Source organism: Biostraticola tofi (assembly GCF_004343195.1).
Taxonomy (GTDB): domain Bacteria; phylum Pseudomonadota; class Gammaproteobacteria; order Enterobacterales; family Enterobacteriaceae; genus Biostraticola; species Biostraticola tofi.
In genome coordinates, this window is record NZ_SMCR01000001.1 from 835,288 (window position 1) to 861,889 (window position 26,602).

32 protein-coding genes are annotated in these 26,602 nt (G+C 49.0%); 27 read left to right on the top strand and 5 right to left on the bottom strand.

Annotation, left to right across the window (positions count from 1 at the left end):
• Window positions 1–161: 161 nt before the first annotated feature.
• Window positions 162–455 (bottom strand): CII family transcriptional regulator, encoded by a 294-nt coding sequence (locus EDC52_RS03765; RefSeq protein ID WP_131863979.1) that lies wholly within the window; start codon window positions 453–455, stop codon window positions 162–164.
• A gap of 54 nt (window positions 456–509) precedes the next feature.
• Window positions 510–743: a transcriptional regulator gene (locus EDC52_RS03770; protein WP_131863980.1), complete on the bottom strand. Its 234-nt coding sequence runs from the start codon at window positions 741–743 to the stop codon at window positions 510–512.
• 117 nt (window positions 744–860) lie between these two features.
• On the opposite strand from EDC52_RS03770, the gene EDC52_RS03775 reads away from it, so the two are divergent.
• The 23 genes from EDC52_RS03775 (at window position 861) to sugE (ending at window position 16,888) form a co-directional block, all read left to right on the top strand.
• A complete protein-coding gene (locus EDC52_RS03775) occupies window positions 861–1,532 on the top strand; it encodes a LexA family protein (protein WP_131863981.1) in 672 nt (223 codons plus the stop codon).
• Window positions 1,533–1,591: 59 nt separating this feature from the next.
• Window positions 1,592–2,065, top strand: a complete 474-nt coding sequence (locus EDC52_RS03780) for a DUF6932 family protein (RefSeq protein ID WP_131863982.1) — start codon at window positions 1,592–1,594, stop codon at window positions 2,063–2,065.
• Window positions 2,062–2,994, top strand: coding sequence for a hypothetical protein (locus tag EDC52_RS03785; protein ID WP_131863983.1), 933 nt, complete (start codon window positions 2,062–2,064; stop codon window positions 2,992–2,994). The genes EDC52_RS03780 and EDC52_RS03785 overlap by 4 nt, the downstream gene beginning before the upstream one ends.
• A gap of 744 nt (window positions 2,995–3,738) precedes the next feature.
• The gene (locus tag EDC52_RS03790) at window positions 3,739–4,023 is read left to right on the top strand and encodes a transcriptional antitermination N peptide (RefSeq protein WP_131863984.1); all 285 of its coding nucleotides are present in this window, start codon (window positions 3,739–3,741) and stop codon (window positions 4,021–4,023) included.
• A 39-nt stretch (window positions 4,024–4,062) separates the two neighbouring features.
• The gene (locus EDC52_RS03795) at window positions 4,063–4,647 is read left to right on the top strand and encodes a hypothetical protein (RefSeq protein WP_131863985.1); all 585 of its coding nucleotides are present in this window, start codon (window positions 4,063–4,065) and stop codon (window positions 4,645–4,647) included.
• 578 nt (window positions 4,648–5,225) lie between these two features.
• Window positions 5,226–5,540, top strand: a complete 315-nt coding sequence (locus EDC52_RS03800; protein WP_131863986.1) for a hypothetical protein — start codon at window positions 5,226–5,228, stop codon at window positions 5,538–5,540.
• Window positions 5,537–5,671 (top strand): hypothetical protein, encoded by a 135-nt coding sequence (locus EDC52_RS20225; protein ID WP_268990337.1) that lies wholly within the window; start codon window positions 5,537–5,539, stop codon window positions 5,669–5,671. The genes EDC52_RS03800 and EDC52_RS20225 overlap by 4 nt, the downstream gene beginning before the upstream one ends.
• Window positions 5,672–5,830: 159 nt before the next feature.
• Window positions 5,831–5,992: a hypothetical protein gene (locus EDC52_RS19835; protein WP_165911643.1), complete on the top strand. Its 162-nt coding sequence runs from the start codon at window positions 5,831–5,833 to the stop codon at window positions 5,990–5,992.
• A complete protein-coding gene (locus tag EDC52_RS03805) occupies window positions 5,992–6,285 on the top strand; it encodes a hypothetical protein (protein WP_131863987.1) in 294 nt (97 codons plus the stop codon). Before EDC52_RS19835 ends, EDC52_RS03805 begins: the two co-directional genes overlap by 1 nt.
• Entirely contained in the window at window positions 6,285–7,115 is an 831-nt protein-coding gene (gene bet / locus EDC52_RS03810; RefSeq protein ID WP_131863988.1) for a phage recombination protein Bet, read from the top strand. The genes EDC52_RS03805 and bet overlap by 1 nt, the downstream gene beginning before the upstream one ends.
• Window positions 7,102–8,694, top strand: a complete 1,593-nt coding sequence (locus tag EDC52_RS03815; protein WP_131863989.1) for a YqaJ viral recombinase family protein — start codon at window positions 7,102–7,104, stop codon at window positions 8,692–8,694. The genes bet and EDC52_RS03815 overlap by 14 nt, the downstream gene beginning before the upstream one ends.
• A gap of 42 nt (window positions 8,695–8,736) precedes the next feature.
• Window positions 8,737–9,015, top strand: a complete 279-nt coding sequence (locus EDC52_RS03820) for a hypothetical protein (protein WP_131863990.1) — start codon at window positions 8,737–8,739, stop codon at window positions 9,013–9,015.
• Window positions 9,002–9,520 carry a hypothetical protein gene (locus tag EDC52_RS03825; protein ID WP_131863991.1) on the top strand — a complete coding sequence of 173 codons (519 nt, stop codon included), beginning with the start codon at window positions 9,002–9,004 and terminating at the stop codon, window positions 9,518–9,520. Before EDC52_RS03820 ends, EDC52_RS03825 begins: the two co-directional genes overlap by 14 nt.
• Entirely contained in the window at window positions 9,513–9,818 is a 306-nt protein-coding gene (locus tag EDC52_RS03830) for a hypothetical protein (protein WP_131863992.1), read from the top strand. The genes EDC52_RS03825 and EDC52_RS03830 overlap by 8 nt, the downstream gene beginning before the upstream one ends.
• The gene (locus tag EDC52_RS03835; protein WP_131863993.1) at window positions 9,811–10,590 is read left to right on the top strand and encodes a hypothetical protein; all 780 of its coding nucleotides are present in this window, start codon (window positions 9,811–9,813) and stop codon (window positions 10,588–10,590) included. The genes EDC52_RS03830 and EDC52_RS03835 overlap by 8 nt, the downstream gene beginning before the upstream one ends.
• Window positions 10,587–11,204 (top strand): hypothetical protein, encoded by a 618-nt coding sequence (locus EDC52_RS03840; RefSeq protein ID WP_131863994.1) that lies wholly within the window; start codon window positions 10,587–10,589, stop codon window positions 11,202–11,204. The genes EDC52_RS03835 and EDC52_RS03840 overlap by 4 nt, the downstream gene beginning before the upstream one ends.
• Before the next feature lie 52 nt (window positions 11,205–11,256).
• A complete protein-coding gene (locus EDC52_RS03845; protein WP_131863995.1) occupies window positions 11,257–11,487 on the top strand; it encodes a DNA polymerase V in 231 nt (76 codons plus the stop codon).
• Window positions 11,488–11,762: 275 nt separating this feature from the next.
• Complete coding sequence (locus tag EDC52_RS03855; RefSeq protein ID WP_131863997.1) at window positions 11,763–12,554, top strand: chromosome partitioning protein ParB; 792 nt, start codon at window positions 11,763–11,765, stop codon at window positions 12,552–12,554.
• On the top strand, window positions 12,551–13,141 hold the full coding sequence (locus tag EDC52_RS03860) for an MT-A70 family methyltransferase (RefSeq protein ID WP_131863998.1): 591 nt from the start codon (window positions 12,551–12,553) through the stop codon (window positions 13,139–13,141). The genes EDC52_RS03855 and EDC52_RS03860 overlap by 4 nt, the downstream gene beginning before the upstream one ends.
• Window positions 13,131–13,361 (top strand): hypothetical protein, encoded by a 231-nt coding sequence (locus tag EDC52_RS03865; RefSeq protein WP_131863999.1) that lies wholly within the window; start codon window positions 13,131–13,133, stop codon window positions 13,359–13,361. The genes EDC52_RS03860 and EDC52_RS03865 overlap by 11 nt, the downstream gene beginning before the upstream one ends.
• Before the next feature lie 946 nt (window positions 13,362–14,307).
• Window positions 14,308–15,060: a glycosyltransferase family 25 protein gene (locus EDC52_RS03875; protein WP_131864001.1), complete on the top strand. Its 753-nt coding sequence runs from the start codon at window positions 14,308–14,310 to the stop codon at window positions 15,058–15,060.
• Window positions 15,061–15,428: 368 nt separating this feature from the next.
• Window positions 15,429–15,893 carry a hypothetical protein gene (locus EDC52_RS03880; RefSeq protein WP_131864002.1) on the top strand — a complete coding sequence of 155 codons (465 nt, stop codon included), beginning with the start codon at window positions 15,429–15,431 and terminating at the stop codon, window positions 15,891–15,893.
• Window positions 15,894–16,570: 677 nt separating this feature from the next.
• The gene (sugE, locus tag EDC52_RS03885; protein WP_131864003.1) at window positions 16,571–16,888 is read left to right on the top strand and encodes a quaternary ammonium compound efflux SMR transporter SugE; all 318 of its coding nucleotides are present in this window, start codon (window positions 16,571–16,573) and stop codon (window positions 16,886–16,888) included.
• A gap of 203 nt (window positions 16,889–17,091) precedes the next feature.
• Here sugE and alaC read toward each other — a convergent pair whose 3' ends face one another.
• Window positions 17,092–18,315: an alanine transaminase gene (alaC, locus tag EDC52_RS03890; protein ID WP_131864004.1), complete on the bottom strand. Its 1,224-nt coding sequence runs from the start codon at window positions 18,313–18,315 to the stop codon at window positions 17,092–17,094.
• Window positions 18,316–18,974: 659 nt separating this feature from the next.
• Here alaC and EDC52_RS03895 point away from each other — a divergent pair.
• Window positions 18,975–20,651, top strand: coding sequence for a sensor histidine kinase (locus tag EDC52_RS03895; RefSeq protein WP_131864005.1), 1,677 nt, complete (start codon window positions 18,975–18,977; stop codon window positions 20,649–20,651).
• 72 nt (window positions 20,652–20,723) lie between these two features.
• Window positions 20,724–21,464, top strand: a complete 741-nt coding sequence (locus tag EDC52_RS03900) for a LytR/AlgR family response regulator transcription factor (RefSeq protein WP_131864006.1) — start codon at window positions 20,724–20,726, stop codon at window positions 21,462–21,464.
• 37 nt (window positions 21,465–21,501) lie between these two features.
• Here EDC52_RS03900 and glk read toward each other — a convergent pair whose 3' ends face one another.
• The gene (gene glk / locus EDC52_RS03905; protein ID WP_131864007.1) at window positions 21,502–22,467 is read right to left on the bottom strand and encodes a glucokinase; all 966 of its coding nucleotides are present in this window, start codon (window positions 22,465–22,467) and stop codon (window positions 21,502–21,504) included.
• A gap of 222 nt (window positions 22,468–22,689) precedes the next feature.
• On the opposite strand from glk, the gene mgrA reads away from it, so the two are divergent.
• Window positions 22,690–23,679 carry an L-glyceraldehyde 3-phosphate reductase gene (mgrA, locus tag EDC52_RS03910; protein ID WP_131864008.1) on the top strand — a complete coding sequence of 330 codons (990 nt, stop codon included), beginning with the start codon at window positions 22,690–22,692 and terminating at the stop codon, window positions 23,677–23,679.
• Between the two features lie 55 nt (window positions 23,680–23,734).
• On the opposite strand, the gene EDC52_RS03915 is transcribed toward mgrA, so the two are convergent.
• The gene (locus tag EDC52_RS03915) at window positions 23,735–24,973 is read right to left on the bottom strand and encodes an Nramp family divalent metal transporter (RefSeq protein ID WP_131864009.1); all 1,239 of its coding nucleotides are present in this window, start codon (window positions 24,971–24,973) and stop codon (window positions 23,735–23,737) included.
• A gap of 376 nt (window positions 24,974–25,349) precedes the next feature.
• Between EDC52_RS03915 and EDC52_RS03920 the strand changes: the two genes are divergently transcribed.
• On the top strand, window positions 25,350–26,534 hold the full coding sequence (locus EDC52_RS03920) for a NupC/NupG family nucleoside CNT transporter (RefSeq protein WP_131864010.1): 1,185 nt from the start codon (window positions 25,350–25,352) through the stop codon (window positions 26,532–26,534).
• Window positions 26,535–26,602: the final 68 nt, after the last annotated feature.

Below are 26,602 nucleotides of genomic sequence, written 5' to 3' on the forward strand. Positions count from 1 at the left end.
CATCAAACATTGCCCCTTTCTTGCTGGCCTGAGAGCACCGGTGATAGTAATCAACTGTCTCATTTGCCCCCCCCCTGCGCGATTGACGGAGTGAAACCCTGGTCTATCAGTTGCTGCCTGACGTGCTTTTCGATGAATTGAACCGGTGTCATGAATCACTCCTATGCTGTTCCTTTCGGCTCGCGGATAAACCCGAGCATTTCGGTTAACATCTTCGCTATCTCTGCTGTTCCCTCGCCCTGAATCACCAGGCTGTTATCCGGCTCATCAAATCCAATCGCTGCCAGTAACTTGGCTGCCTTGCTTACTACGTTGTCACCTGTCTGCCAGCGACTGACCTGGGATTGGTGCACCCCGACTACGTCAGCCACCCTGCAGACCCCCATGGCGGCTATCTTCCCTCTGATGCGCGTTTCAATTTCCCGCGCCTTATTGCGTGAATATGCGATGTCCATTTGTGATAATTCCTTTGGTGTCAGATTGTTAAAGAGCGGATATACAAAAGTTGGTTATGCTGCGCTTATTCTTGGGTTTGCAAAAACCAAGCTCTCTTTAGTTACCGGCTCACGATTTTTGAAGTTCTTGGTAGCTGTCTCGATCTCAGAAGCCTTCGAAGGTGATGCCCTTCGGAACGCATAGGCGATCTGATCGAGGTAGCCCACCGACGTATTCGCCAAAGTTGCAAGAGACTTCCACTCTTCAGCAGTGGCCTCCTTGCGCCAGCGGAGCAAATCGTTACTCATGGTTATCTCCTGGTGGTTGCTTCTAATGCTGAGTTTAGCGTTATGCTAAATAATAAGCAACTGTGATTTAGCGTTTTGAGTATTTATCAACTTGCTAAAAAGTGGGATTATCGGTAGATGGAAAATAAAGAAATCCGAAAGATGAACCTTGAGAACCTGATAAATGAATATCAGGCAAAAGGTTTGAACAAAGCCCAGTTCGCAGAAGCGTGCGGTACAAGTGCGTCCACGCTTAGCCAAGTTATTGGCAATAACCCGACGCGTAATGTCGGGGATAAGATGGCCCGCAAGATAGAACTGATGCTTAACCTTGGATCGGGCTGGATGGATAAAGCCCATTCGCCACAAGAAGCAGGGAATGTGACTTATGCTGGCCCTTATAAGCCTGGAAAGCGTTACCCCGTGTTAAGCGCAGTAAGCGCCGGGGCGTGGTCTGAGGCCAATGAGCCCTATTCGATAGAAGATGTCGGCGAGTGGCAGGAATCTGATGCAAAGATACAAGGTACGGGGTTCTGGCTGGTTGTTGAGGGTGATTCGATGACGGCACCAACCGGCGTCAGTATCCCAGAGAACTCACTGGTCCTCTTTGACACTGGGCGCGAGCCAGTAAACGGCAGCTTGGTGATAGCAAAGATGGTTGATGCCAACGAAGCGACGTTCAAGAAATTTATAATCGACGGCGGACAGCGCTATCTGAAAGGTCTTAACCCAGCCTGGCCACTAGTCCCAATCAATGGCAACTGTAAAATCATAGGCGTGGCCATTGAGACTAGGATGAAGCTGGTTTAGACGGCGCGGGTGTCCATTATAAAAAAATATCTTTCTATACATTCAGCTAAGGCTTTTTGATGGAAAAATTGTGTTTTCCACCTCTGTTTACGCCAGGTTTCCATGACGTATTAGATTATGATTTGAAGGTGCTTTGTGTTGATAGATTTCCATCCTCAACTCGCCGGGGCATGCTATACTGTAATTATGTACAGTTAACATCCCAGATCAGAAGCATAAATTCACAATTTAAATGCTTTTTGGAGCTATGGGTAGACGGCTCATTTACAACTGAAAAGCCAGAACCTGATGATATAGATCTGCTTTTGGTGGCGGACTATCACGCGCTAAACACTGTTCCCCCAATGTTTCAATCGCAGCTAGAGTTATTAGTAGATCGTGATTATATAAAGCAAAATTACTCCATTGACTTGCTGCTTTTGTACAAAAATAACCCATCAAGTAATTATGAGAATGATAGAATGTATTGGAGAGGATGTTTTGGTTACGACCGAAACGAACATCCTAAGGGCTTAGCGAGGGTGACGTTATGAACGAAAAACCAGACATGATCTCCCTTAAGGAGCGCATAGGGTTCGTTCAAAAAAAGGTTGAAACCCTCTCAGCCCTGAAAGATCAATCCTTTGCAGATAGATTACTATTCCGTTCTATGGATTCACATCTTAGTGATTTGAGGGCTCAGCAGCGGGAAATCGACAACCGACATCCCCTAATGGATTTTATGGAAATCAGGCTTAAAGGTGATCTTGTTGACATAGGAACCATACCCTTAGAAATACTTTCACTCATTTCTGGCAATCTTGCTGGGTTGGTGCAAAAGGCAACGCATAGAATTTCATCAGGGAAAGACTCTCAGAGAGTGCCAAATGATCTAAGAAATTCTCTCAATATGCGCCTAGCTGATCTCACTCCTGGTTCGACAAGGTTAGGTGTTACCTTTTCCACGGGTTCTGGCGATCTATTCGATACGGTATCAAGCCAAGCCATGAAAGAAATATTTTCAATGCTTGAGGCTTCTGACGAAGAAACCTTTATGGCAAAGGTGGCTGAAATTGGTTCAAATTCAACATACAGCCTCAAAAAAATTGTAGATGAATGCGAAAAAAATAGCCTCAATTTTGATATGACCTGGATGGGCCCGTTAAGCGGCGGTAGAAGAACCATTTCATTAAGTAGTCAGGAAATTCATAAGCTTACATCTAGACTGTCGTTGACCCAAATTTCGAAGCCCTGGGATGAAAGTTTTTCTGGCGAGTTGTCATTGCTTTCAATGTATGGGAAGCTGGAAATAGTCAACAAAAAAGAAAGAATAAAAGCATCTTACCCGATAGAAATGTTAACTGAAATACAGAAAAATCATAAGGTTGGCGAGCATGTTTCTGTCGTAGCAAGCGTTACAGAGATCCACAACGACAAACTTGGCATCATGCGAAGAAACTACATGATCAAAAGCTTGAAATAGGTAATACCGACTTTAATCTCACCATAGCCCGCCCTCACGCGGGCTTTTTTGTGCCTGAAATCCGCTAATCCCCTCCCCTGGCCGGTCGGCTAAATCAATATCAAAAAATTAATTTGTATATTAATCAAAACGCTAAACAAATCACGCTAATTATTTAGCATATTGCTATTGCCATATATTTAGCATTACGCTAAATTCTATCCATCGGCAGCGAATTGGCAGGACGCCAAGCGGTACGACAGGTTGGATGTGCTCTTTAACAATATGCGATAGGCCAGAAACAAGCGTGCCGCTGTCTGCCCTGTCGTGTGACGGATTCCCGATTAATTTCGGGAGAACAAATCAACCAATAGGAGATAAGCCAATGCAGCAGTAAAGCGGATAGACCGCAGCCATTGATGGCAGTGCAACGCAGTAGCTCAGAAGAGCGAGTAAGGCCAGTGAGTCGGCAATGGATAGGGTACGGGTGAAGGCGCTGACCGACACCGGGAACATGTCAAAGGCAAATAGACTGGATGTGTATGCAGAGTCATTAAGGCAAATGCCGGATGAAATCCGGCACGCGACGACGGTGTTACAGGTCGGGTTCCCACTGCGACGGACTCGGGGAAAGGTGGCGCATGACGCGCGAGTGAGTTTGGGGTGGCATCCCATTAACGCAATCAATCAGCCTTAAAGAGCGGATTTACCCTGCCGTTGCCAGTAGCGGCGGCAGGCATAAAACCACTGAAACGGAGTCACACCATGACAACGATTATCTGGAAGGAATCGCACGGAACCGCGAAGAGTCGCCACAAGGCACGGAGAGCCGAGGTGGTAGAAAGTAGGCGTAAGGATGCCAAGTTGGAGAGAATCATTGCCAGGACGCTGAATGGATGCGGCAATAATGTGGTTAACGCGATTATCGATAGGCCAATACGCAGCGCGGCAGTGGTTAAGGCAAGCGATGACAATATTTGCATACCGGATGTGGCTTTATTTGCTGCCGGCCATCGCAAGGTCAAGGGCGAAGTCAGCGCAAGGGCTTAGGGATTAACGCCAGGGGATGGCTCAACATTCAAGGAATTAATGATGAAACTTAATATTACGGTAGATTTGGAATGGTTGGGAGAAGACGGCGACATGGATGCCGAGGTTAAAAATGAAATTATCAGCGGCGTAAAGAATGCCATTTCGCGTGACTGTCTGGCAAAAGTGGAAAAAGAAGCATCAAAGCAGATTAATGAAGCCATTACCGCATCAATTGCCAGCGCCAAAAAGACCATCGAACAAAAGGCTATTCAATTCGCTGATGACTGGTTAGAAAAAGAAGTCACAGTCACTGATAAATGGGGTGATGTGCAGGACTGTCTTACTATTACCGACCTGATAAAGAGCAGCTTTGATAAAACGTTGGAAAAGAAAGTGGATTCAAGCGGTAACTTTAGTAACGATTATAACGCTGTACCACTCGTTAAATATTTGATGGGTAAGCGCATGGAAGAGCTGGTTCAGCAAAAAATCAAGCCCATCCAAAAAGAAATTGATGCCGCTATTACCGCAGCAGTAAATGCCGGAATAAGAAAAAATGTCTCTGACAAATTTGCTGAAATGGTGGTTGCCACCGCGCAGCATAACCATCGAGCTATAGAAAACAAAAATAACGATGCATAGGTATGCGTTAATCAGCCAGGGGATGGCTAACGAGAGGGTGAGGGGATGAGCAGGAGAGAATTAGAAGAGGCAATAATTCAACATGTGGCTAATAACTACGACATTGATTTTTTCTCCACATGCATGCCTTTCGAATTCTGGTCTGCTGAGGAGTTGAATGAATACTACAGCGACCTAAGTTAATTTTGGGATGTGGTGAGGGTTAAATTGTCAGGAGCTTACCTGGTATTAAGTTACTTAAAACAAGCGTTGGCGAGTAGGCGCGCCAGCTTTCACCACATCCCTAATTTAACTAACGGCGCTGCGGCACCTGGAGAATGAAAGATTGATATTGCTTAACAGGCCAGCATGACGCCTTACTTTTCTCATGCATATCTTAGAGGGTGCAGCCATGTGAACCGTAACGCTGGCGAGCGAATACGCACCAGTTAATTTCGGGATGTGTGAATGCATAGCATACGGGCTGAATGTCGTTAATTGATGCCGGTAAACAGCGGTCCTCCGGCCACACATCACTCAAATCAATTTCCTCTCACCGCTTCGGCGGTTTTTTTTTCGCCTTTCACACAGGAATAACCATGACCGAAACAATCAAAGTCACGTTTGCTGACCGTGGGCAAGACTTCATCGCGTGGTACATCCGCAATAAAAAAGTAATCGACTGCCAGCCATTTCAGGGCAGCGTCTGGGTAGGTACGCGGATAATTGGCCGCCCAATCGTAGGCAAACGGTTAGCTATCATTACCAGGGATGGATGTATGGGCCAGCTCGGCTATCCAGTTGAGTGCATCGAAACCCTTTCAGTGGACGAAACCGATAAAGTCGAAACTTACTATCAGGGCTGGCTAGAAATCATCAACCGCAGATCAAAGCAGCCTCGGGCGACTTCATGAAAAACCACCATCACGTCGATTACCAACCTGACGGCGCTGAATCACACAAGTCCAACGGCTATTTCGGCTGGCGTGATTACGCCTTTATTGCTTTCGTGCTGACAGTTTCAGGCTTCTGCCTGCTGGGGTGAATCATGATCACAAATTACGGCGCATGGAACTGCGTCATTATCCTCTGCCTTATGTTCTGGTTTTTCGTCATCTATGCGGCTCTGTGAGTAAGCCAAGGTGCACTTTAACTGAGTACGCCTGACCATATTCATTCACACACACATCAATCGGAGTATCTCATGCAAGAAGAACTTGCCGGGGCATCCTGCATGGGACGCCCCTTTGACGCTATCAAATTCATCCAGCATCACCCCCTCAACCGCTTAACCAGCCAGTCATTCAAGCACAAAAGCTTATTGGCGAAGCTGGTCGAATTCCTCAAGCAAGCCGGGAGGCCGTAATGGACACAAAAACAGAAAACGCTGTTATCAAAGCGGTGAAAAATTTCACTCCCGAGCAAATGGAAACCTGCGACAAGGACGCTGAGTGGGAGAACGGCAATTGGACCAACGAGCGCCTAGCCAGGGCAATGGTAAAGCAACTCTCTTACTGCTCATCTGAGGCCTTACAGCTTGCTATGGAGCAGAGCGAGGCTTTTGAGTTAGCTATGTATGACGTGGTAGCCGCAGCGGTTTGCAACCAGCATGCGCTCGACATGATCAACTATTCGGCAACGTTTGATGAGGTGGCCTGATGGCTAACGAAGTAATGAATGTGCCGCAGGGTGTAACCGCTCGCGGAATTGACGAATCAACCTGGAGCGCCCTTAAAAACTCAATCTATCCCGGCGCAAAGGATGAATCGGTGCTGATGGCGATTGACTACTGCAAGGCGCGCAGCCTGGACCCGCTGATGAAGCCTGTGCATCTGGTCCCGATGTACGTCAAAGACGCCAAGACAGGCAAGGGAGAGCAGCGTGATGTGGTTATGCCTGGTGTTGGGCTATATCGCATCCAGGCTGACCGCTCAGGGAATTACGCCGGCGCAAAGGAGGCGGAATTCGGGCCAGACGTGACACAGCGCCTGGGGGAAATCGACGTGACGTTCCCGCAGTGGTGCAAATACACGGTCTGCAAGATGATGCCCGGCGGCCTGGTTGTCGAATACAGCGCAAAGGAATACTGGATCGAGAACTACGCCACGGCCGGCAGAGACACAACCGCACCTAACGCGATGTGGAAAAAGCGTCCATACGGCCAGATAGCGAAGTGTGCTGAGGCACAGGCATTACGCAAGGCTTGGCCGGAGATAGGCCAGCAGCCGACCGCTGAGGAAATGGAAGGCAAGACATTGGATGTCAGTGAGTACAGGGATGTTACCCCGAAAGACCACGCGATCGCCCATGCTCACCCGGAATACCCTGCCGATGAGTTTTCAGCAAACCTGCCTACCTGGAAAAAATATATTGAGGCTGGAAAGAAAACCGCAGCAGCCGTGATCGCCACCGTAGGCAGCAAATACACCTTAAGCGAACAGCAAATTAAATCCATCAAAGATCTGGAGCCATCAAATGCAAGTAATTAACGTCCAGCAAGGCACCGACGAATGGTTGTCATTGAGAGCAAAGCATTTCACCGCCAGCGAAGCGCCGGTGATGATGGCGGCGTCCAGCAAGGCTACTCGCGATGAGCTTTTGCGAGTGAAGGCAACCGGATCTGATAAGAAAATCAGCGAGTGGGTGCAAAAATATCTTTTTGACAAGGGCCACGATTACGAAAACATGGCGCGTCCCATTGTAGAGGCGCTGATCGGTGAAGAGTTGTTCCCGGCCACAGCCATTGATGATGATGGTTATTTGCTGGCATCGTTTGACGGCATGACGATGATGGAGGATACGCTGTTCGAGCACAAGATGTGGAATGGCACCCTACCCGATGCCGTGAGGGCCGGCGACCTGCCGGCGGAATACTACTGGCAGTTGGAGCAGCAGCTACTTGTCAGTGGCGCAGAACGGGTAATTTTCGTCGTCTCTGATGGAACAGAGAATAATTTCGAGCAGATGGAGTATCGTCCCGTTCCCGGGCGCGCAGAAGAACTTATAGCGGGTTGGCGGCAATTCGAGACGGATCTCAATAACTATACGGTTACCGCTGCAAAAGAAGTGCCGGTCGGAAAAGCCATCATGCGACTTCCAGCTCTAAAGGTGGAAATTGAAGGCGACGTTAAACAGTCCAATTTAGCGATTTACCAAAGCCAAGCGCTGGCTTTTATCCAGTCGATTAACACTGAGTTGACCACTGATCAAGATTTTGCCGACGCTGAAGAAACCGTGAAATTCTGTGAAAAGGCCGAAAGCGAACTTGATCTGATAAAACAGCAAGCGCTGTCTCAAACAGAAAAAATCGACCTCCTGTTTCGCACGATCGACACGCTGCGCGAGGAAATGCGTAGCAAGCGCCTTACGCTGACCAAGCTCGTAAAGACACGCAAGGATGAGATTCGCGGCGAAATCGTGATGAGAGCTAAAACGGATTTGGCTCAACACATTGCTGAACTCAATAAACGCCTGGCTGTAGTATCCCTGCCTGTCATTCAAGCTGATTTTGTCACCGCTATCAAGGGAAAGAAAACGCTGACATCGCTACAGGGCGCGGCTAATGACGAACTCGCCAGGGCCAAAATCGAAGCGACCCGGCTATCTGAAAAATACGCCTCTAATCTGGAATTGTTTACCGATATCGAACCGGCGTATCAAAACCTGTTTGCTGATAAAGCCCAGCTTGTCGCCCATGATAAGGAGCATTTGCGACTTCTGATTGAGCAGCGTATCAGTAAGCAAAAAGAGGCTGAAGAGCAACAAAAGGAACGCGAACGCCAGCTTATCATCGCCCGAGAAAAGGAGGCCGAGGATGCCCGTTTATTGGCTTCGACTGTTACTCCAGCAGAACAATCCTACGCCCAGCAGGAACACGCACAAACGAGTCAAGGCGATACCGCAACAATTATCCGACCGACCGAGCGCGTCGTCAGTAAACCCACCTTATTGCAAGGCATCCAGGCTGATATTGCGCGCGCCGGCATCACAATGAACCTCACTGACGTTGAGAAATTATCGACAGCGATCAAGGCCGGAAGGGTACGGGCGTTCTCTGCAAATTACTGAGCAGGAATAACAACGCGCCGGTGAGCCGGCTGGAGAATAACGATGGGTGACGTTGGCGATGATTACCGCGCGTGGGATGCGATGAAAAAGGAAGAAAGGCAGAAAAGGAAGTCTGCAAATATGGAGATAATTAACGCTTGCGCCCTGCCACATAAAATCGATGCCAGCGGAACGGTGTTATTAAAGACAGAACAAGGGACTGTCTGCTTTTATCCCACAACAAACACAATTATGCATAAGCAGAAAATAATGCATGGCGGCGCTAAGCGGGCCGTTGCTTATGTGCAAAATATTAGCGAGGGGAACGATGAGCAAAATTAAACGCTGGAATGCTGTAGGGCTACAAGGGCCGGTGATTAATGGCGGATATGTCGCGTATGAATATTACGCAGCGCTCAAGGATGATTGCGCACGACTGGCGGCGGAGAGTGCAGCATATGAATCATTTTTCGATTCTATGATTGAGGTCGCATGGGATGGCGACAGTATCGATGGTGGCGATATAGAGCAGATAGCTTTATCTTGCGGGCTTATCCATGAGGAAAGTTATTCGGAAGAAAAGCATGGAGAACTTAACGAGCACGGAACGCTCTCTGATGTCGATGTTATTTACGTCAAGACAAAGCAGCCCGCCACCGACGCCTATTTTGCCGAGATTCGCGCCGTGGCGGTGGAGGATGCGGCAGATGAATTGGAAACAAAAATAAAACAAGACGGTAATTCAATAGTTAGAGCAACGGTTGAAACAGTTGTTCAATATTTGCGCCTAATTTTATCCAAAGATATCCGCGCCGCAGCCAAGGGTGAAGGGGTGAGCCATGAGTGAATTTAAAGGAACGCCGGGGCCTTGGGAAAATGTAGGTGGCTGGGTTGACTCAAAAGGTAAAGACTCGAAGATAATTTGCGCAATTGCTAGCGTAAGCACCCAGGAAGAGGGAATACAAGAGGCCAACGCCCGCCTTATCGCCGCCGCACCTGAGCTGCTGGAGGCTTTGCAAGATATGGTTGCAATAGTTAAGAAAAATAGCTACCCGTGTCCGGATAAACCAAATTCAACTTGGGGCCGCATGGAAGCCGCTAAAGCGGTGATTAACAAAGCGCTAGGGGAGAAAGGCGATGAATAAATTATTAACGCAGGACGAAATAAGTTATGCCGTTGGTAACATAACCATGGCTACCGACGACGACGGCGCATTAAATTCATTAATAGATTTAGCGCACCACATCGACGCACTGGCTTCTGAATTAAAATCCACGGAATCACGACTACACGAAGTTGCGACGGCCTGCGCTAATGCTGAGGGGAAATTAAAGTCTCTATTTGAGCGGGTATCTGGTGAAACCGTAGGCAGCTACCCAGAACATTACATCGAGTGGCTTGGAGATATGATTGAGGGTGAGCTGGATGCATCTGAGGGTGCATTACATAAAGCCCAGCAAGAACTAAAGCGGCGCGATGAGCTGGCGGGTGAGCCAGTGGCGTATTTTGCAGCAGCTCCTGACTATGGCTGGGACATATTCAAAAATAAAGAAGATGCCATTGCAACCTGTCAGGCAGAAATTGATGCATATCGAGACTGTCGTGACGACGGTTGGGATGACGACGTGCGGCGTGTTTGTTGGGGCATTGTCCTTCAAAAGGCAGAAGGCTTTGACCAGCGAGGCATTCACGCCAGCAATAGCAACCACACTTACCAGACCTGCGATTACCGGCTGGAGCCAACTACCTACGCAGCACCGCCGTCGCCAGCCGTGCCGGATGATCTGCGCATAAGGAAAGCTATCGCTCGCTGTTTTGATTGCGGTGCTCAAACAGGGCAGTTTGTTAATAGCAAGACTGAAGCCAAATTACGCATGGCGGCGCGCGCCTGGAATGACCGGAAGGAGCAGAAATGATGGATAACCACACCGCAGAAGAGCGTCAGGCGCTGATAGTTCGCCTTGAAACAATCGCATCATGGCGAAAAAAATATGGCGAGAACGTTAACGTTATGCTGCCCGCCGAAGAGGCAGAGAAGATTGCAAATATAGCCCTTGCGTCGCTGACGGCTGAGCCAGACTATCAACTATTAAGCCCCGATGGTGATTGGCTTAGTGTTGATGCTGAGATTTGGCATAAAGGGAAATCAAAATTAAAGCATCAAGTTGTTTATCCCTTCCCGCCCGTAGCAAGCGCGGTGCCGGATGAACTTATCCCTGTCCCTGATGAATTTCTTGATGCAGATCAGAACGAGAAGGGACTATTCGAGCTGAGCGAAGATTGCATGTGTAGGCTGGCTGTGGCGCTGGCTCAGCAAAGCAAGGGAAGAGTTATTCCGCCCGCAGAAATCCGGGTGCCGGATGGGTGGAAATTGGTTCCAGCCGAACCGACTGATGAAATGATAGCAGCAGCGATGGATTGCGATGATGTTTCGTTCGATAAGGATGACGATTCGTTATTCTATGTTCATCACAACTCTATTTATACAGCCATGCTCGCCGCCGCACCGTCACCCATTGCTAGCGAATAACACTGTTCATTCATACAGTAAAATGGTTATACTCCCCGCAGGAGGAAACCACATGCCAAGACGTTCTGACATACCAGTTGCATTCGATGCAGCGATGAAAAGAGACGCAGCTGGCCGCTATACGGTTACTGTTCGCGACTTCATCCATCAGCTTACTGCTGTGAATCATCACTTTTCGCCCAGCCAAGCCAACGCCTGGATTCGCCAATATAAAATCAGTTGGCGACTGTATGAAGAGGGCGAGCACGGTTTCAATATTTACAGTCGATACAACCCGAATTAACCCGACCCCAAATCTAGATAGCCTGGCCTCCGCGCCGGGCTTTTTTACGCCCGGAGATAAGCCTATGTGTGCCGACGAATCAGACAATGCAACAGCACTGGAGCAGCATTACCTCGATGTTGCGTTGCAGAACCGCCCTCGCCCGTCCATGCCATTCACTGGAAAGTGTCACTACTGCGATGAGCAGATTGATGCTGGCCACTTTTGCGATGCTTTTTGCAAGACTGACTACGAGCGCCATCTGCGGGCGCAACAGCATGGGAGAGCTAAATAACATGGCCGTAAATTCGTTCAAGAAGATGCGAACTGAGAGCGTAATAAAACGCACCGATTCAGGCATGCAGATTCGCCTGTCTGACATCCACGTTAAGCCTGGCTTCAATAAGCGTGACGATGACGAACGGACGCGCCAGGCAGATGATGAGTTGTTCACTTTCCTGATGGCTGGCGGTATCGTGCCGGCACTGGAAGTACAGGCGCGGGACGAAGGCGGCGTATGGGTGATTGAAGGACACCGGCGTCAGCGCGTTTATCTCCGCTGCGTTGAGGCTGGCAAGCCCATCGAGTGGATATCTATCACTCCCTTCACAGGCAACGATGTTGAACGTCTGGCCCGTATCATGACCAGCAACAATCAGCTCCCACTCACTCAGCTTGAGCAAGCGGCAGTCGTGAAAGAGCTGGCAGCATTCAATCTCACCCCAGACGAGATAGCCAAAATCATCAACAAAAGCCGCGCCACGGTCGATAAGCTGCTCATTCTCTCCCGCTCTAACCATGACGTTCAGATGCTAGTTAAAGAAGGCAGCGTTGCGGTTGATGTGGCCGTTGACCGGGTGCGCAAGGAAGGCGAGAGCGCGGGGGAATCACTGGCCGTCGATGTCGAGAAGGCCAAGGCCGCAGGTAAGACGAAAGTCACTAAGTCCATCGCGCAGCCGCAGTTTAGCGCCAAGCTGGCCCGCCGGCTGGTAGAGCTACTTTATGACGCACCGGCAGAACTGTTTGCGGGCGTTAATGGCAGTGAAGAAATCCAGTCCATTCTTCAGGCTTACCGGGAGGGGAGATGACATATCGCCTAATTTACGCCGATCCTCCCTGGACATACCGCGACAAGGCCGTAGACGGTAATCGTGGTGTCGCTTTCAAATACCCAGTAATGACCGTGCCTGATATTTGCCGGCTTCCAGTCTGGGAACTGGCTGATCCGTCAGCCTGTCTGCTGGCTATGTGGTGGGTGCCCACTCAGCCGCTTGAAGCATTGGAAGTGGTTAAGGCGTGGGGGTTCAGGCTGATGACTATGAAAGGTCTGACATGGATGAAGACCAACAAGAACAAAGGCAATCCAGCCATAGGAATGGGCCACATGACGCGGGCCAATTCTGAGGATTGTTTGTTCGCGGTACGTGGCAAGTTGCCGGCGCGCATGGATGCGTCAATCTGCCAGTACTTCACCGCGCCACGCATGGAGCACAGCGCAAAGCCACCGGTTGTGAGAGAAATGCTGGAGCGGCTACTCGGTGATGTTCCCCGAGTTGAGCTATTCGCTCGTCAGCAAATCCCTGGTTGGGACAGTTGGGGCAATGAGCTGAAGAATAGCGTCGAACTTGTTCCGGGAAGGATGGAGATTAACGGAGAACAGGAGCATGTCACCTGAGATAGAGAACGCTATCCGATCCGTCGCCAGGAAATGCCACCGCGAAATAAGACAAGCCATCGACGGCAAGCCACTTTCAGAGCGCGACTCAATCATCACAACCCTTCTCGATAAATACGCCAAACAGATCCAGTGTCTTCCACCTAATGACTTCCCGCCTAAGCGCTGGCTGGCGTACTACATCAGCAGAATAGACAAAGAGCAGCGAGGTAAGGCATGAAACATCAAACCGGCGAACTGTCGCCAGATTCACTGATCGACATTAAGTACATGCAAAATGATTCCAAATTCACCGCAAAGTATTATTATTCACAGATTAAGGCTGGCAAACTCGCTTCTCCGATAAAAATTGGTCGTTGCTCCAGATGGAAGTTATCGGACTATCTGGACTGGAAAAACAGTCATATCCAGCGAATGAGGGCATAATGCTGGGCATCGCAGTAATTTCAATAACAACAATTAAATATATTACAGCAACTTACCCGACAGGTTCGATTCCTGTCGGGGACACCAGCACTGCCTAATTCTGCGTAACCTCACCTAAACAAAAACCGCTTAACCTGCATGCTCAAGCTAACTCAACATAATCATTGTCTAGACAACAAACAAGTGGGGGTATTATCTGGGGTATGACAACCGCCATAACGCCACGATAACGCCAACTGCCTTTCTCGGTCCGTCGAGTTGAAACGCTAAAGCCAGAGGATAAACCCTATAGGCTGGTGAGGGTGGTGGCCTGGTTCTACGTGTAACGCTAATAAAAAGTGACGGTTGGCGTAGGGAACGCAAAAGCACCGCGAAATCATATGACTTAATCTCGGAAGCATGCCCACTTATCTTGGAATTTGGGCCGACAGCAGTCAGCCCGAACAACCCTGGCTGGTTTAGCACTAACGAGGTTGCTCGCTCAGCGATAAAACGTTCATCGGCTTTTTGATTAACAGTCAGATGAAATAACCGGCCAATAATTATTCTCCCCGGCACTGTTGGGTTTTATCTAACAACAATCTTCGATATGATAATTAAAAAATATCGCTTACGGTATTATTAATGCAATTCACTCACTTTTATTAACCTAAATACAGTTTCATGCACCATAGCATGCTGGTATAGCCAAATAAAAAAACCACTACTTATTTTTAGAGTAAACAATGGATGTTAGTTAAATGAAAGTCTTTATCATTAATATGAAACGCTCTACAGCTCGAAGAACAAATATAGAAAAAGAATGCATGACCTACAAATTAGAATATGAGTTTATTGATGCTGTAGATGGAAGACTATTAAGCCCCCCTGAAATTAAACAACATACACGCGAACTCAATTATGCTTATAGACCTGGCGAAATCGGTTGTGCGCTAAGTCATATTGAGGCATATCGCCTTATGTGCGCTCGAGGCATTGATTCTGCGCTTATTCTGGAAGATGATGCAAAACTGATGCCTGAAATTGTGGATGTTTTAACCGAACTCGATAAAGTTGGCAGCAGCGAAAAACCGACCATAACGCTACTGACAGAAACGTTTCAATATCAGGATAAATGCTTGTCACAGCTCGACCTGAAGCACAGTATTTTTCCTGTCATTGAGGCGTGTATGTCGCATGGTTACGTGATTAATCGCCCGGCGGCAAAGAACGCGCTGATGGCTCTTTATCCCGTCTGGATGGTAGCAGACCGCTGGAACCTGTTTAATGAATATTCTATCTGCGATGTGAATGCTGTGATTCCCCCAGTTATTGTACATTCTGACCTTGCTAGTGAATCGACAATAAGCACGCCATCAGACCATCAAACACAGCCTTTTCTAAAGAATGAAATCTGGGAAAAATTGCGGAAAAAACGACCTTTTGCTGTCAGGCTGAAAAGGATGGTATGGCTAACGTGCAAAAGAAAGTTTATTAAGATAATTAAGAACTGAGGCTATGATGGCACCAGCGTCGCAAATGAACTGTTGATTACCGAACAATCATCTTGGATGTTCGCAGAAAAAATGAGATTGACGGTGCGACACTCGATGGCATCATGTATACCGTTCATATAACATTTCAGTGTTAGATTGTTCGCTACCGCTTGCAGGTAGTGTTTACAGATGGTGTCGGCGGCATATGCTGTATTGTATCAAGTTAACGGTTTGGACGGATCTGAGCATGTTTCAACTGCCGCAGGAAAGAGGGTCTAAATCTACACAACATAGCAGCATATTAATATCCTAAGTCATAAATTATCAACAACAGGCCACAGCCACAAAGTAAACGTTGAAATATTATCTTCGTTAAGGGAATAACTATGGATAAGTTATCGTTAATCGCCAGTGGGTATGCTGATAATCTTTCGCGAAGTACCAACGCTGATGATATAAAAGACAATTTTTCATTTTTCATCACCAATCTGCAATCTGTGGCTAATAGCTCCGACACACTGAGAAGCAGGATCGATGGTATTACCAAGTTCGCAGATGAAAATACTCAAAAACTTGATAGTTTTTTTTTACATGCTAACAAAAAGTCTCCCGGCGTCATTGCAACAAACAAAGCGATAAATGAAGGTTGCAAATTAACTGATATTCTGTCTGCTGTAACGCAAGACGACGCTGATGGATTCAAAAAGGCGGATAATGAACTTAATAAAAAGATAGCAGCAATTAAACATAGATTATCAAAGCACATTGAAGGTGATGGAAGTGGCAATGATAACATATTTACAGAAGACAAAATTCAGGGAGAAATCAAACGATTTTTTAATAGATTTTAGTTTATGAGCAGGTTGATTTCTCGCTCTATCTTTCAGAATAAAATAAAAACCGCAAGCTAGCTGGCATTATGCTGGCTAGTTTGCTAACTAATTACCACAATGCAATTTTCCATTATCATCATTTTTTCCTTTATGAAATCCCAGATTATGCTGCATTCAGCCTTGCTGAAAGTAGGTCAGCACACAGCCGATATGCTGCCGAGCAAAAAACACCCTGTAACATTTCATAACCAACGTATTTCATTAAAATTTTATCTCCATCGCATTCTGGAAAAAAATCCCCTAAAGTTCTGATTAATCATACCCGATAGACTATTTTAATCATTCAGATGGCCCGCTGGAGTCTTCATGAAAACTATCATTCTCTTTTTAAGTCTGGCATTGACCGCTTGCGGTAGTGCGCCGGTAAGCTCCATATTGAAGCTGGTTCCGGTTGGCAGCGAGGTTTGTCCGCGCGGTAATGATGTGTTTACCAACCAATGCCATAACTAATCGTCCCAATAAGTTGTTTATAATGATAATTTCCACCCTGGGCCTTTCAGCATTTGCCTATAGGCTGGTGTAGTTGTTGACTGGTCAGTGCTGTGCTAGAGTTTGTTCTCATCCACATCGTTGCCGGACGACCGGTAGACGGATCTTATCTTGGGGACGACCCCGTATATTAAGGGAAATTCTCCATGGCATGGTTAGTTTTACTGGTTGCCGGGCTGTTCGAAGTGGTTTGGGCTATCGGATTGAAGTATACCCAGGGTTTCAGCCGATTGGTGCCGAGCGTGATCACGCTGGTCGCCATGATCATCAGTTTTGCCTTACTCAGTCATGCAATGAAAAGTCTGCCGGCAGGCACGGCATATGCGGTCTGGACAGGTATTGGCGCGACAGGCGCGGCCATTACCGGGATGCTGTTGCTGGGTGAATCTGCCAACGCGGGGAGAATATTCAGCCTGCTGCTAATAATCTGCGGCGTCATTGGGTTGAAACTCTTCACCCGTTAACCTTGATGAGCTGTAACGCGATATGACCTGGTTCACAGCCTAAAAAAAAACCTGCTCCAGAACGGTACAATAGCAGATAATCCGCGGCTGATGGGTCGACGCGGCTGAATATGCTTTTTGGCGTTGAAAGATATTGCTGCCCCTTCAAATGGTGAAAAACCGGGCCTAAGCCCGGTTATTTCATTATCGCGACGTATCGCTATTCATATCCTGACGAAGGAAGGAGTCATTAATCCATCGGCACGAAACATCGCTTTGATACCGCGCACTGCCTGGCGGATACGGTCCTGGTTTTCGATCAGCGCAAAGCGGACATGGGTATCGCCATAATCTCCAAAACCGATACCCGGCGAAACACAGACTTTTGCCTCGGCAAGCAGCTTTTTAGCAAACTCCAGCGAGCCTAACTGCGCATAGTGTTCAGGGATCTTTGCCCAGACATACATCGAGGCTTTGGGGTTCTCTACCATCCAGCCCGCTTCATGCAGTCCGCGCACCAGCACATTACGCCGTTGACGATACTGTTCGGCTATATCCAGCACACACTGCTGATCTCCTTCCAGGGCGGCGATAGCCGCCACCTGCAGTGGCGTAAAAGTGCCGTAGTCATGGTAGCTCTTGATTCTTGCCAGCGCGCTGACCAGCTCAGGATTGCCCACCATGAAACCGATGCGCCAACCGGCCATGTTGTAGCTTTTAGACAGAGTGAAGAACTCCACCGCAATGTCCTTCGCACCCGGCACTTGCATGATAGAAGGCGCTTTCCAGCCGTCATAGACGATATCAGCGTAGGCCAGATCATGAATCACCAGCACATTATACTGCAGCGCTAATGCCACTACCCGTTCGAAAAAGTCCAGCTCGACACACTGGGCGGTCGGGTTGGAAGGGAAGCCGAGGATCATCATTTTAGGCGTGGGAATGCTCTCACGAATGGCGCGTTCCAACTCTTTGAAAAAGTCTACCCCCTCTACCAGTGGCACCGAACGCACCTGGGCTCCCGCGATCACTGCGCCATAGATATGGATGGGGTAGCTGGGATTAGGCACCAGCACAGTATCACCGTGGTCAAGCGTGGCCAGCATCAGATGGGCCAGCCCCTCTTTGGAACCAATGGTGACAATAGCTTCACTTTCAGGATCAATCTCTACCGCGTATCGATCAGCATACCAGCGGGAGATCGCCCGTCGCAGACGCGGAATGCCGCGAGAGGTGGAATAGCCATGGGTGTCTTGCCGCTGGGCGACGGTGCAGAGTTTTTCGACAATATGTGGCGGCGTTGGCCCGTCAGGGTTGCCCATACTGAAATCGATAATATCTTCGCCGCGCCGACGCGCAGCCATTTTCAATTCAGCGGTGATGTTGAAAACATAGGGAGGGAGACGTTCAATACGTGTGAAACGACGAGCAGAACCGAATTCGGCCATGATGTCCTCGATGATTACGTAAGCGCCCGGACCGTCCGAGCGACGCTGGCCCCATTGGGGAGCCTGAATGACGAAATTATCTCAACTTTGAACGTCTGTCGAGTGGCAAGAAGCACTCTTTTTTTTCAGAGGCGAGCCGCCTTGCCTTTGGCCTCCCCTTACAGCCAAATGCTCTTGGACTGGCGCGGGGATTGCACCCTCGGTGCACAATTTACCTCTTTCTTCCTTCTTTGGTTTGAAAAGGCCATTTTGCTTCCCGGTTAGAGGTTCGGGGCGAGGATGACGTTAACTTCGCTGTGCCACATATGACCGTGACATATCACATAATGTGGCAATCATAAAAATGAAATGGTACATATTTCCGCTTTTAAGGCAAAAAGCGCACGCCACAGGGGGAGTATAGCTTGATAATGCCTCCCCTTAACTGGACTTGGATTTCCGCATTTATCGGCTTGAGTCGTTAAGGGTCGCATCTGGCCCGGCCCGTTAATGATTCTTCGGTATGCAGTATTTATTGCCTAACGCCTAACGCCCAACGCCCAACGCCCAGCGCCCAGCGCCCAGCGCCTAGTAGCGAACACCACCGCAGGTGGCAAATCTGGAACATAGATCACATTTTGCTTATAGTAGTGCCTCACCCCCTCATGACGGAATCTGCCGTGAACCAAATGTTCGAAATGTTGTTGGCGGTCTATGAACGCGCGGCATTGATGTTGATCTGCCTGTTTTTGCTGACCCGTACCCGACAGTTCCGCCAGTTGCTGCAAAAAGAGGAGCATACCCGTCAGGAGCTGGTCGCAGTTACCGTCATATTCTCTTTATTTGCCATTTTCAGTACCTATTCTGGCATTCATGTTGAAGGATCCTTGATTAATGTTCGGGTTATCGCCGTTATGTCAGGCGGAATTCTGTTTGGTCCCTGGGTCGGCATAGCAACAGGTATCATCGCCGGTATCCACCGATTCCTGATTGATATCGATGGCCCCACCTCTGTCCCATGCCTGATAAGCAGCATCGTCGCCGGCTTCGTTGCAGGTTTTATCAAGCTGAAAATAAAAAAGGAACATCGCTGGGGTATGGGGATCCTCGGCGGGATGCTGTGCGAATCATTGACCATGCTGCTGGTGGTTATATGGGCTGAACCCACGGCTCTTGGGCTGGATATCGTGTCCAAAATCGCTATTCCGATGATACTGGGCGCGGTAAGCATTGGCCTTATTGTTCTGCTGGTGCAAGGGGTCGAAGACGAGAAAGAGGTGATTGCCGCCCGGCAGGCCAAGCTGGCGCTTGATATCGCCAATAAAACGCTGCCCTATTTCCGGCACATTAACAGCGACTCCTTAAGCACCATTTGCGATATCATCCGCACCGATATCAAAGCTGACGCCGTGGCTATCACCAACCAGCATAATATCCTGGCTTATGTGGGTGTCGGCGCTGAGCAATATAATATCGGCCATGAAATTATTAGCGAGACCACCAAGGAAAGTATCCACAGCGGCAAGATAACCATCAAAAATAACGATGAAGCCGACCGCGTACCGCAGATTCACTCCCTGATCATTATCCCACTGTGGGAAAAGGGCATCGTCACCGGTTCATTAAAAATTTACTATTGCCATGCTCATCAGATAACCAACTCCCTGAAGGTGATGGCGGTCGGTCTGTCGCAGATTATCTCCACCCAGATTGAGGTGTCCCGCATTGAGCAGCTGCGTGAAATGGCCGATCGCGCTGAACTCAGGGCATTGCAGAGCAAGATCAATCCGCATTTCCTGTTCAACGCATTGAATGCCATTTCATCATTGATCCGCATCAATCCCGATACCGCGCGGCAATTGATCATCAATCTCTCACGTTACCTGCGCTACAATCTGGAATTGAACGATGAGCAAATTGATATCAAAAAAGAGCTGTATCAGATACAGGATTATATCGCCATAGAGCAGGCGCGTTTTGGCAGTAAGCTGTCGGTTATTTACGACATTGATGAGGAGTTGTCTTTTACCATTCCCAGCCTGCTGATTCAGCCGCTGGTGGAAAATGCAATCGTCCACGGCATACAGCCCTGCCGCGGCAATGGCGTGGTGGTCCTGTCGATTACCGGCACCGATGAGCGTATTCGAATCTCGGTTAAAGATACCGGCAGCGGTATCAGCGAAGATGTCATCGAACAGGTTAAACGTAATGAGCAGCCGGCCAAGAAAATCGGGCTGCTGAATGTGCATCATCGCGTATCGCTGCTCTATGGCGAAGGCCTGCACATTCGCCGTCTGGAGCCGGGGACTGAAATCTGGTTCTACATTAATCGCAGTAACAATAAACAGGCTGCCTGATTTTCAGGGATCCTGGCGTCCCGTCGGCTATGCCATGATTGCCTGGACTAACCGGGGCTAAGAGTGAGACCCATGAAAGCAATTATTGTCGAAGATGAATTTCTGGCTCAGGAAGAGTTACGTTTTCTTATTGAAAAGCACAGCAGCCTGACTATCGAAGCCACCTTCAGTGACGGACTGGATGTACTGCGTTACCTGCAAAATCACCAAGTGGACGTGATTTTCCTGGATATCAATATTCCTTCCCTAGATGGTGTGCTGCTGGCACAAAATATCAGCAAATTCATCCATAAACCGGACATCATTTTTATTACCGCCTATAAGGAGCACGCGGTCGAGGCATTTGAACTCGAGGCGTTCGATTACATCCTCAAGCCCTATCACGAGTCCAGGATTGTCACCATGCTGCAAAAGCTTGAGAACCTGCGCGGACCGGGGGCTGCCGTTCGACCAAACACCCTGCCCGCAGCTGCCAGCCGGCATAGCGCTACCATCAATCTATTGAAAGACGAGCGGATTATCGTTACTGATATCAACAATATCTACTACGCCGCAGCGCAGGAAAAAGTGACCTTGGTCTATACCAGGAAAGAAGAATTTACCATGCCGATGGCGATCACTGAGTTTTCTACTCGCTTGCCGGAAACGCCTTTTTTTCGTTGCCACCGTTCCTATGTGGTCAATCTTAATAAGATCCGGGAAATCGTGCCGTGGTTCAACAATACTTACTTGCTGAGATTGAATGATTTGGATTTTGAAGTGCCGGTCAGTCGGAGCAAGGTCAAGGAATTCAGGCAGTTGATGGGGCTTTGATTCTTGCCCGGCAAAAGTGCCTTGCCGGGCGGGGTCATCAGAGTTCGTGTCCCATCGTCTGGCGAAGGTAGGCCCCGGCGCCAAGCAGACCCGGCTGTTCATGACTTATCAAATAGACGGGAATATCGGTGAGATAGCTTTTAAAGCGCCCCTTGTCTTCAAATGCAGCCCGAAAACCGGACGCCCGGAAGAAATCCAGAAAGCGCGGTACGATGCCGCCGGCAATATAGACGCCGCCAAAGGTGCCTAAATTCAACGCCAGATTGCCACCAAAGCGCCCCATCAGTACGCAGAACAGCGAAAGCGCGCGTCGGCAGTCAGTGCAGGCGTCTTCGAGCGCACGCTCGGTAACCTGCTTAGGCTTGAGATTTTCCGGTAGGCGCTGGTCGGCTTTAACGATGGCTCGATAAAGATTGACCAGCCCAGGCCCGGACAACACCCGTTCAGCTGAAACGTGGCCCAATTCCTCACGCAGCACACTTAAAATCGCGTCTTCTTCTGCACTGTTTGGCGCAAAGTCAACATGCCCGCCTTCACCCGCCAGACTCAGCCAGCGCTTATCCACATGGATCAGATGACTGACGCCAAGACCGGTTCCCGCGCCATAAATGGCAATTGGCCGATCCGCTATCGGTTCGGTACCGCCAAACTGTATGACATCCTTGGCGGTAAGCATCGGAATAGCCATGGAAACGGCGGTAAAGTCATTGATGATTTCAAGTTTGGACAATGCCAGACTTTCTTTCATTGCCTTGATAGAGAATGCCCAGGTATGGTTAGTCATCTCTACCCAATCCTCGGTGATCGGGCAGGCAATAGCGATGCAGGCTTCACTGACCTCCTGTTTTTGCCCGGTCAGGAAATGACGGATAACCCGTTCGAGGGTTTCATAATCATCTCCGGAATAAGTATGGATATGGGAAATTTCCCCGGTGTCCACATCGCATAACGCCAGTCGTGCATTGGTTCCACCAACATCACCGACCAGGGCATATTTTGTCATTGTTCTGGGCTCCACTTACGCTCTTGATGGCCATCGCTCATTTCTTAGCCGGACGATAGCTAAATGAATCTTCAATCATTGATAATAACACTTATATAAGACATTACTATATGCCCTCCAGGCATTAACCACCGATGTCTCACCGCTGGTTTGAGACGGCGGTCATTGGCGCAGACAACAGAAGCGATGATCTGCCCCGACAAAAAAATGTAAGGAAACCCTATGGTTTACTCAGCACGTTCCGCCCGCTACGAAAAGATGGACTATCGCCGCTGTGGTAACAGCGGGCTCCGGCTACCGGCTATCTCCCTGGGTCTGTGGCATAATTTTGGCGATGCCACCCTGCTGGAAAACAGCCGTGCATTGCTGCGACATGCATTTGATTTGGGGATTACCCATTTTGACCTGGCTAATAATTATGGCCCTCCGCCCGGATCAGCAGAGGAAAATTTTGGCCGATTACTGCAACAAGATTTCCATCCTTATCGTGATGAACTGATCATTTCAACCAAAGCCGGCTATACCATGTGGGATGGCCCCTATGGCGATTGGGGTTCAAAAAAATACCTGGTAGCCAGTCTCAACCAGAGTCTGCGACGGATGGGGCTGGAGTATGTGGATATCTTTTATCATCATCGCCCAGATCCCGATACCCCGCTGGAAGAAACCATGGCCACGCTGGATTTGCTGGTTCGCCAGGGCAAAGCGCTTTATATCGGTTTATCCAATTACCCGGCAGAACTGGCCCGTCGCGCAATTGATATTTTAAACGCCCTTGGAACACCTTGCCTGATTCATCAGCCTAAATACTCTATGTTCGAACGCTGGGTAGAAACGGATTTGCTGGAGGTGCTGGCAGAGAAAGGCGTCGGCTCCATCGCCTTCTCCCCCTTGGCTGGCGGCGTATTGACCGACAGATATCTGACGGGGATTCCCCAAGACTCCAGGGCCGCCAGCCAAAGTCGTTTCTTATCCTCCGAACAGTTGACCAGCGATAAGATGGACAAGGTGCATAAGCTGAATGATATCGCCCGCTCCAGAGGTCAGAAGCTGTCGCAGATGGCGCTGGCATGGGTACTTCGCCGCGACCGGGTCACCTCAGTGCTGATCGGTGCCAGCAAGACCGGCCAGATTGACGATGCCGTGGGTATGTTGGAAAATCGTCAGTTCAGTGAGGAACAATTACGCCAGATTGACGCCATTCTGGGGTAAAGATCGCCGCCCGGGTGCGACGCCATCCGGGCCAAAGCAATTAAAGGGGAAAGACTTAGCGCCCCAGCGCCATTCCCACCAGCAGATAGGCATTTAGCGCAACCACCACCGCGACAATACACCAGCCGATCACTTTGATAGCGGGCGAATTCACCATGTCGCTCATCAGATCTCGATTACCGGTAAATGCCAACAGCGGCACCAACGCCAGCGCGATGCCGAAACTCAGCAGCACCTGGCTCATGACCAGGATACGGGTCGGATCAAGGCCCATCAGAATAACGATAAATGACGGCATCATCGTAATGACGCGACGTACCAGCAGGGGAATGTGAAAATGAACGAACCCCTGCATCACTACCTGTCCCGCCATGGTGCCTACCACGGTGGATGACAGCCCCGCCGCCACCAGACTTAAGCCGAATACCGTGGCTGCTGTCTGTCCGAGTAACGGCTCCAGGGTCAGGTAAGCCTCATCCAGGCTGGCGATACCGGTATGCCCGCTGAAATGAAATGCCGCCGCTGCCGTGCCCATCATCGCCAAATTGACGAACCCGGCGATGGTCATGGCTATCGCGACATCCAGTTTGGTTGAAGAATAACGTTCAGCCTGATTAAGCTTCCCGCCATTCTGGGTCAAGGAAGAATGCAGATAGATAACGTGCGGCATGATGGTCGCCCCCAACACGCCAGCGGCCAGATAGACGGCTTCACCATTGGGCAGGCCCGGTATCAGGACGCCCTTCATTAAGGGTCCCAGGCTTGGCCGGGTAAAGAACAGTTCTGCAATATAGGCGGCGGCAACAAACAGCAGCAAACCGCCAATCACCAGCTCGAGGGGTTTCTGGCCACGGCGCTGCAGCATCAATATCAGAAAGGTGATGATACCGGTCAGGACTGCTCCCTGAAGCAGGGATACCCCCAACAGCATCTTGAATCCCATCGCGGCACCGATGAACTCGGCCAGGTCGGTTGCCATGGCGATGATTTCCGCCTGAACCCAGTAAGCCCAGACGGCGGGCCTGGGGAAGCGGTCACGAATATGTTCAGCCAGGTTTTTGCCGGTGGCTATGCCCAGCTTGGCTGACAGCAATTGTATCAGCATCGCCATCAGATTAGCCCATACCACTACCCACAATAGCTGATAGCCGAAACTGGCTCCGGCCTGAATGTTGGTAGCGAAATTGCCTGGATCGATATAGCCGATAGCGGCGATAAACGCGGGTCCTAGCAAGGAAAGCTTTATTTTCCTTGAAACTCGACTGACCCCATCCCTGGCACGGCTATCTTGCATATTGGTAACCCTTATAAAGAAATACGGCAGCACACCCCATCCAAACAGCAGGAGTCACCCGTTGCCAGTAACTTTATTTTTGACATGTTGCTGCAACGGAATTGACTCATATCCTGCCGGTCCAGTGCGGATTGACCTTGTCGCGTAAGGTTCAGCAGGTAAAGGAAAGAGCTAACTAACGTTAATAAACTGTAGCATAAGCGAAAGTATAGCAAAGGCTAAATTACGGTTTTTTATGACTAGATGTTACAGGACGAAATAAAAACATTGCCGTTAGAGGATTTATCTATATTTGCAACTTATAACTCGTTTTTAATCCCGTCCTTATTTAAAATGTCCTGCCGAATCTATTCCCTGCCTGTTTACTGGAGCAATCATGTCCCGCATTTTTCATTTTATCCTGGCGCTTGCCGTTGTTGCGCTGTTGGCGCTGTTAGTCAGCCATGACCGCAAACAAATACGACTGCGCTTTATTGCTCAACTTTTAGTCATAGAAGTGTTATTGGCTTACTTCTTCCTCAATTCCGAGATAGGTTTGGGATTTGTTAGAGGGTTCTCAGAACTGTTTGACAAACTGCTTGGTTTTGCCGCAGAAGGCACCGGCTTTGTGTTCGGTAATATGAACAAAGGTGGATTGGCTTTCTTTTTCCTGAATGTTTTATGCCCAATCATTTTTATTTCCGCTCTTATTGGTATTCTGCAGCACATACGCGTCCTTCCGTTCATCATTCGCATCATCGGCACTGTGCTTTCTAAAATTAACGGCATGGGAAAACTTGAATCCTTCAATGCGGTAAGCTCGCTGATTTTGGGACAATCGGAAAATTTTATCGCTTATAAAGACATTCTGGGCAAGATGTCCGAACGCCGCATGTACACCATGGCGGCAACCGCCATGTCCACTGTCTCCATGTCTATCGTCGGCGCCTATATGACGATGCTGGATCCGCGCTATGTGGTGGCGGCTTTGGTACTCAACATGTTCAGTACCTTTATTGTCCTGTCGCTTATCAATCCCTATCAGGTCGATAAAGAAGAAGACCTGCAGATAGGTGCGCTGCATGAAGGCCAGAGCTTTTTTGAAATGCTGGGCGAATATATCCTGGCCGGTTTTAAAGTGGCGATGATTGTCGCCGCGATGCTTATTGGCTTCATTGCGCTGATTTCAGCCGTCAATGCGCTTTTCAGCATGCTGTTCGGCATCAGTTTCCAAGGCATCCTGGGTTATATTTTCTTCCCATTTGCCTGGGCAATGGGTATTCCTGCCCATGAAGCGCTGCAGGCCGGCAGTATTATGGCCACCAAACTGGTCTCAAATGAATTCGTCGCGATGATGGACCTGCAGAAAATTGCCGGCCAGCTGTCTCCACGTTCAGAAGGTATCCTTTCGGTATTTCTGGTGTCGTTTGCCAACTTCTCCTCTATCGGGATTGTTGCTGGTGCAATTAAAGGCCTGAATGAGCATCAGGGCAATGTGGTATCACGCTTCGGTCTTAAACTGGTCTTTGGCTCTACGCTGGTCAGCGTATTGTCCGCCGCTATCGCCGGACTGGTGCTTTAACCCGACTTGCCCAAGCGGTAAAGCCGGTCTAAGGCCGGCTTTACCCGAACAGGGTCGCAAAATAACCT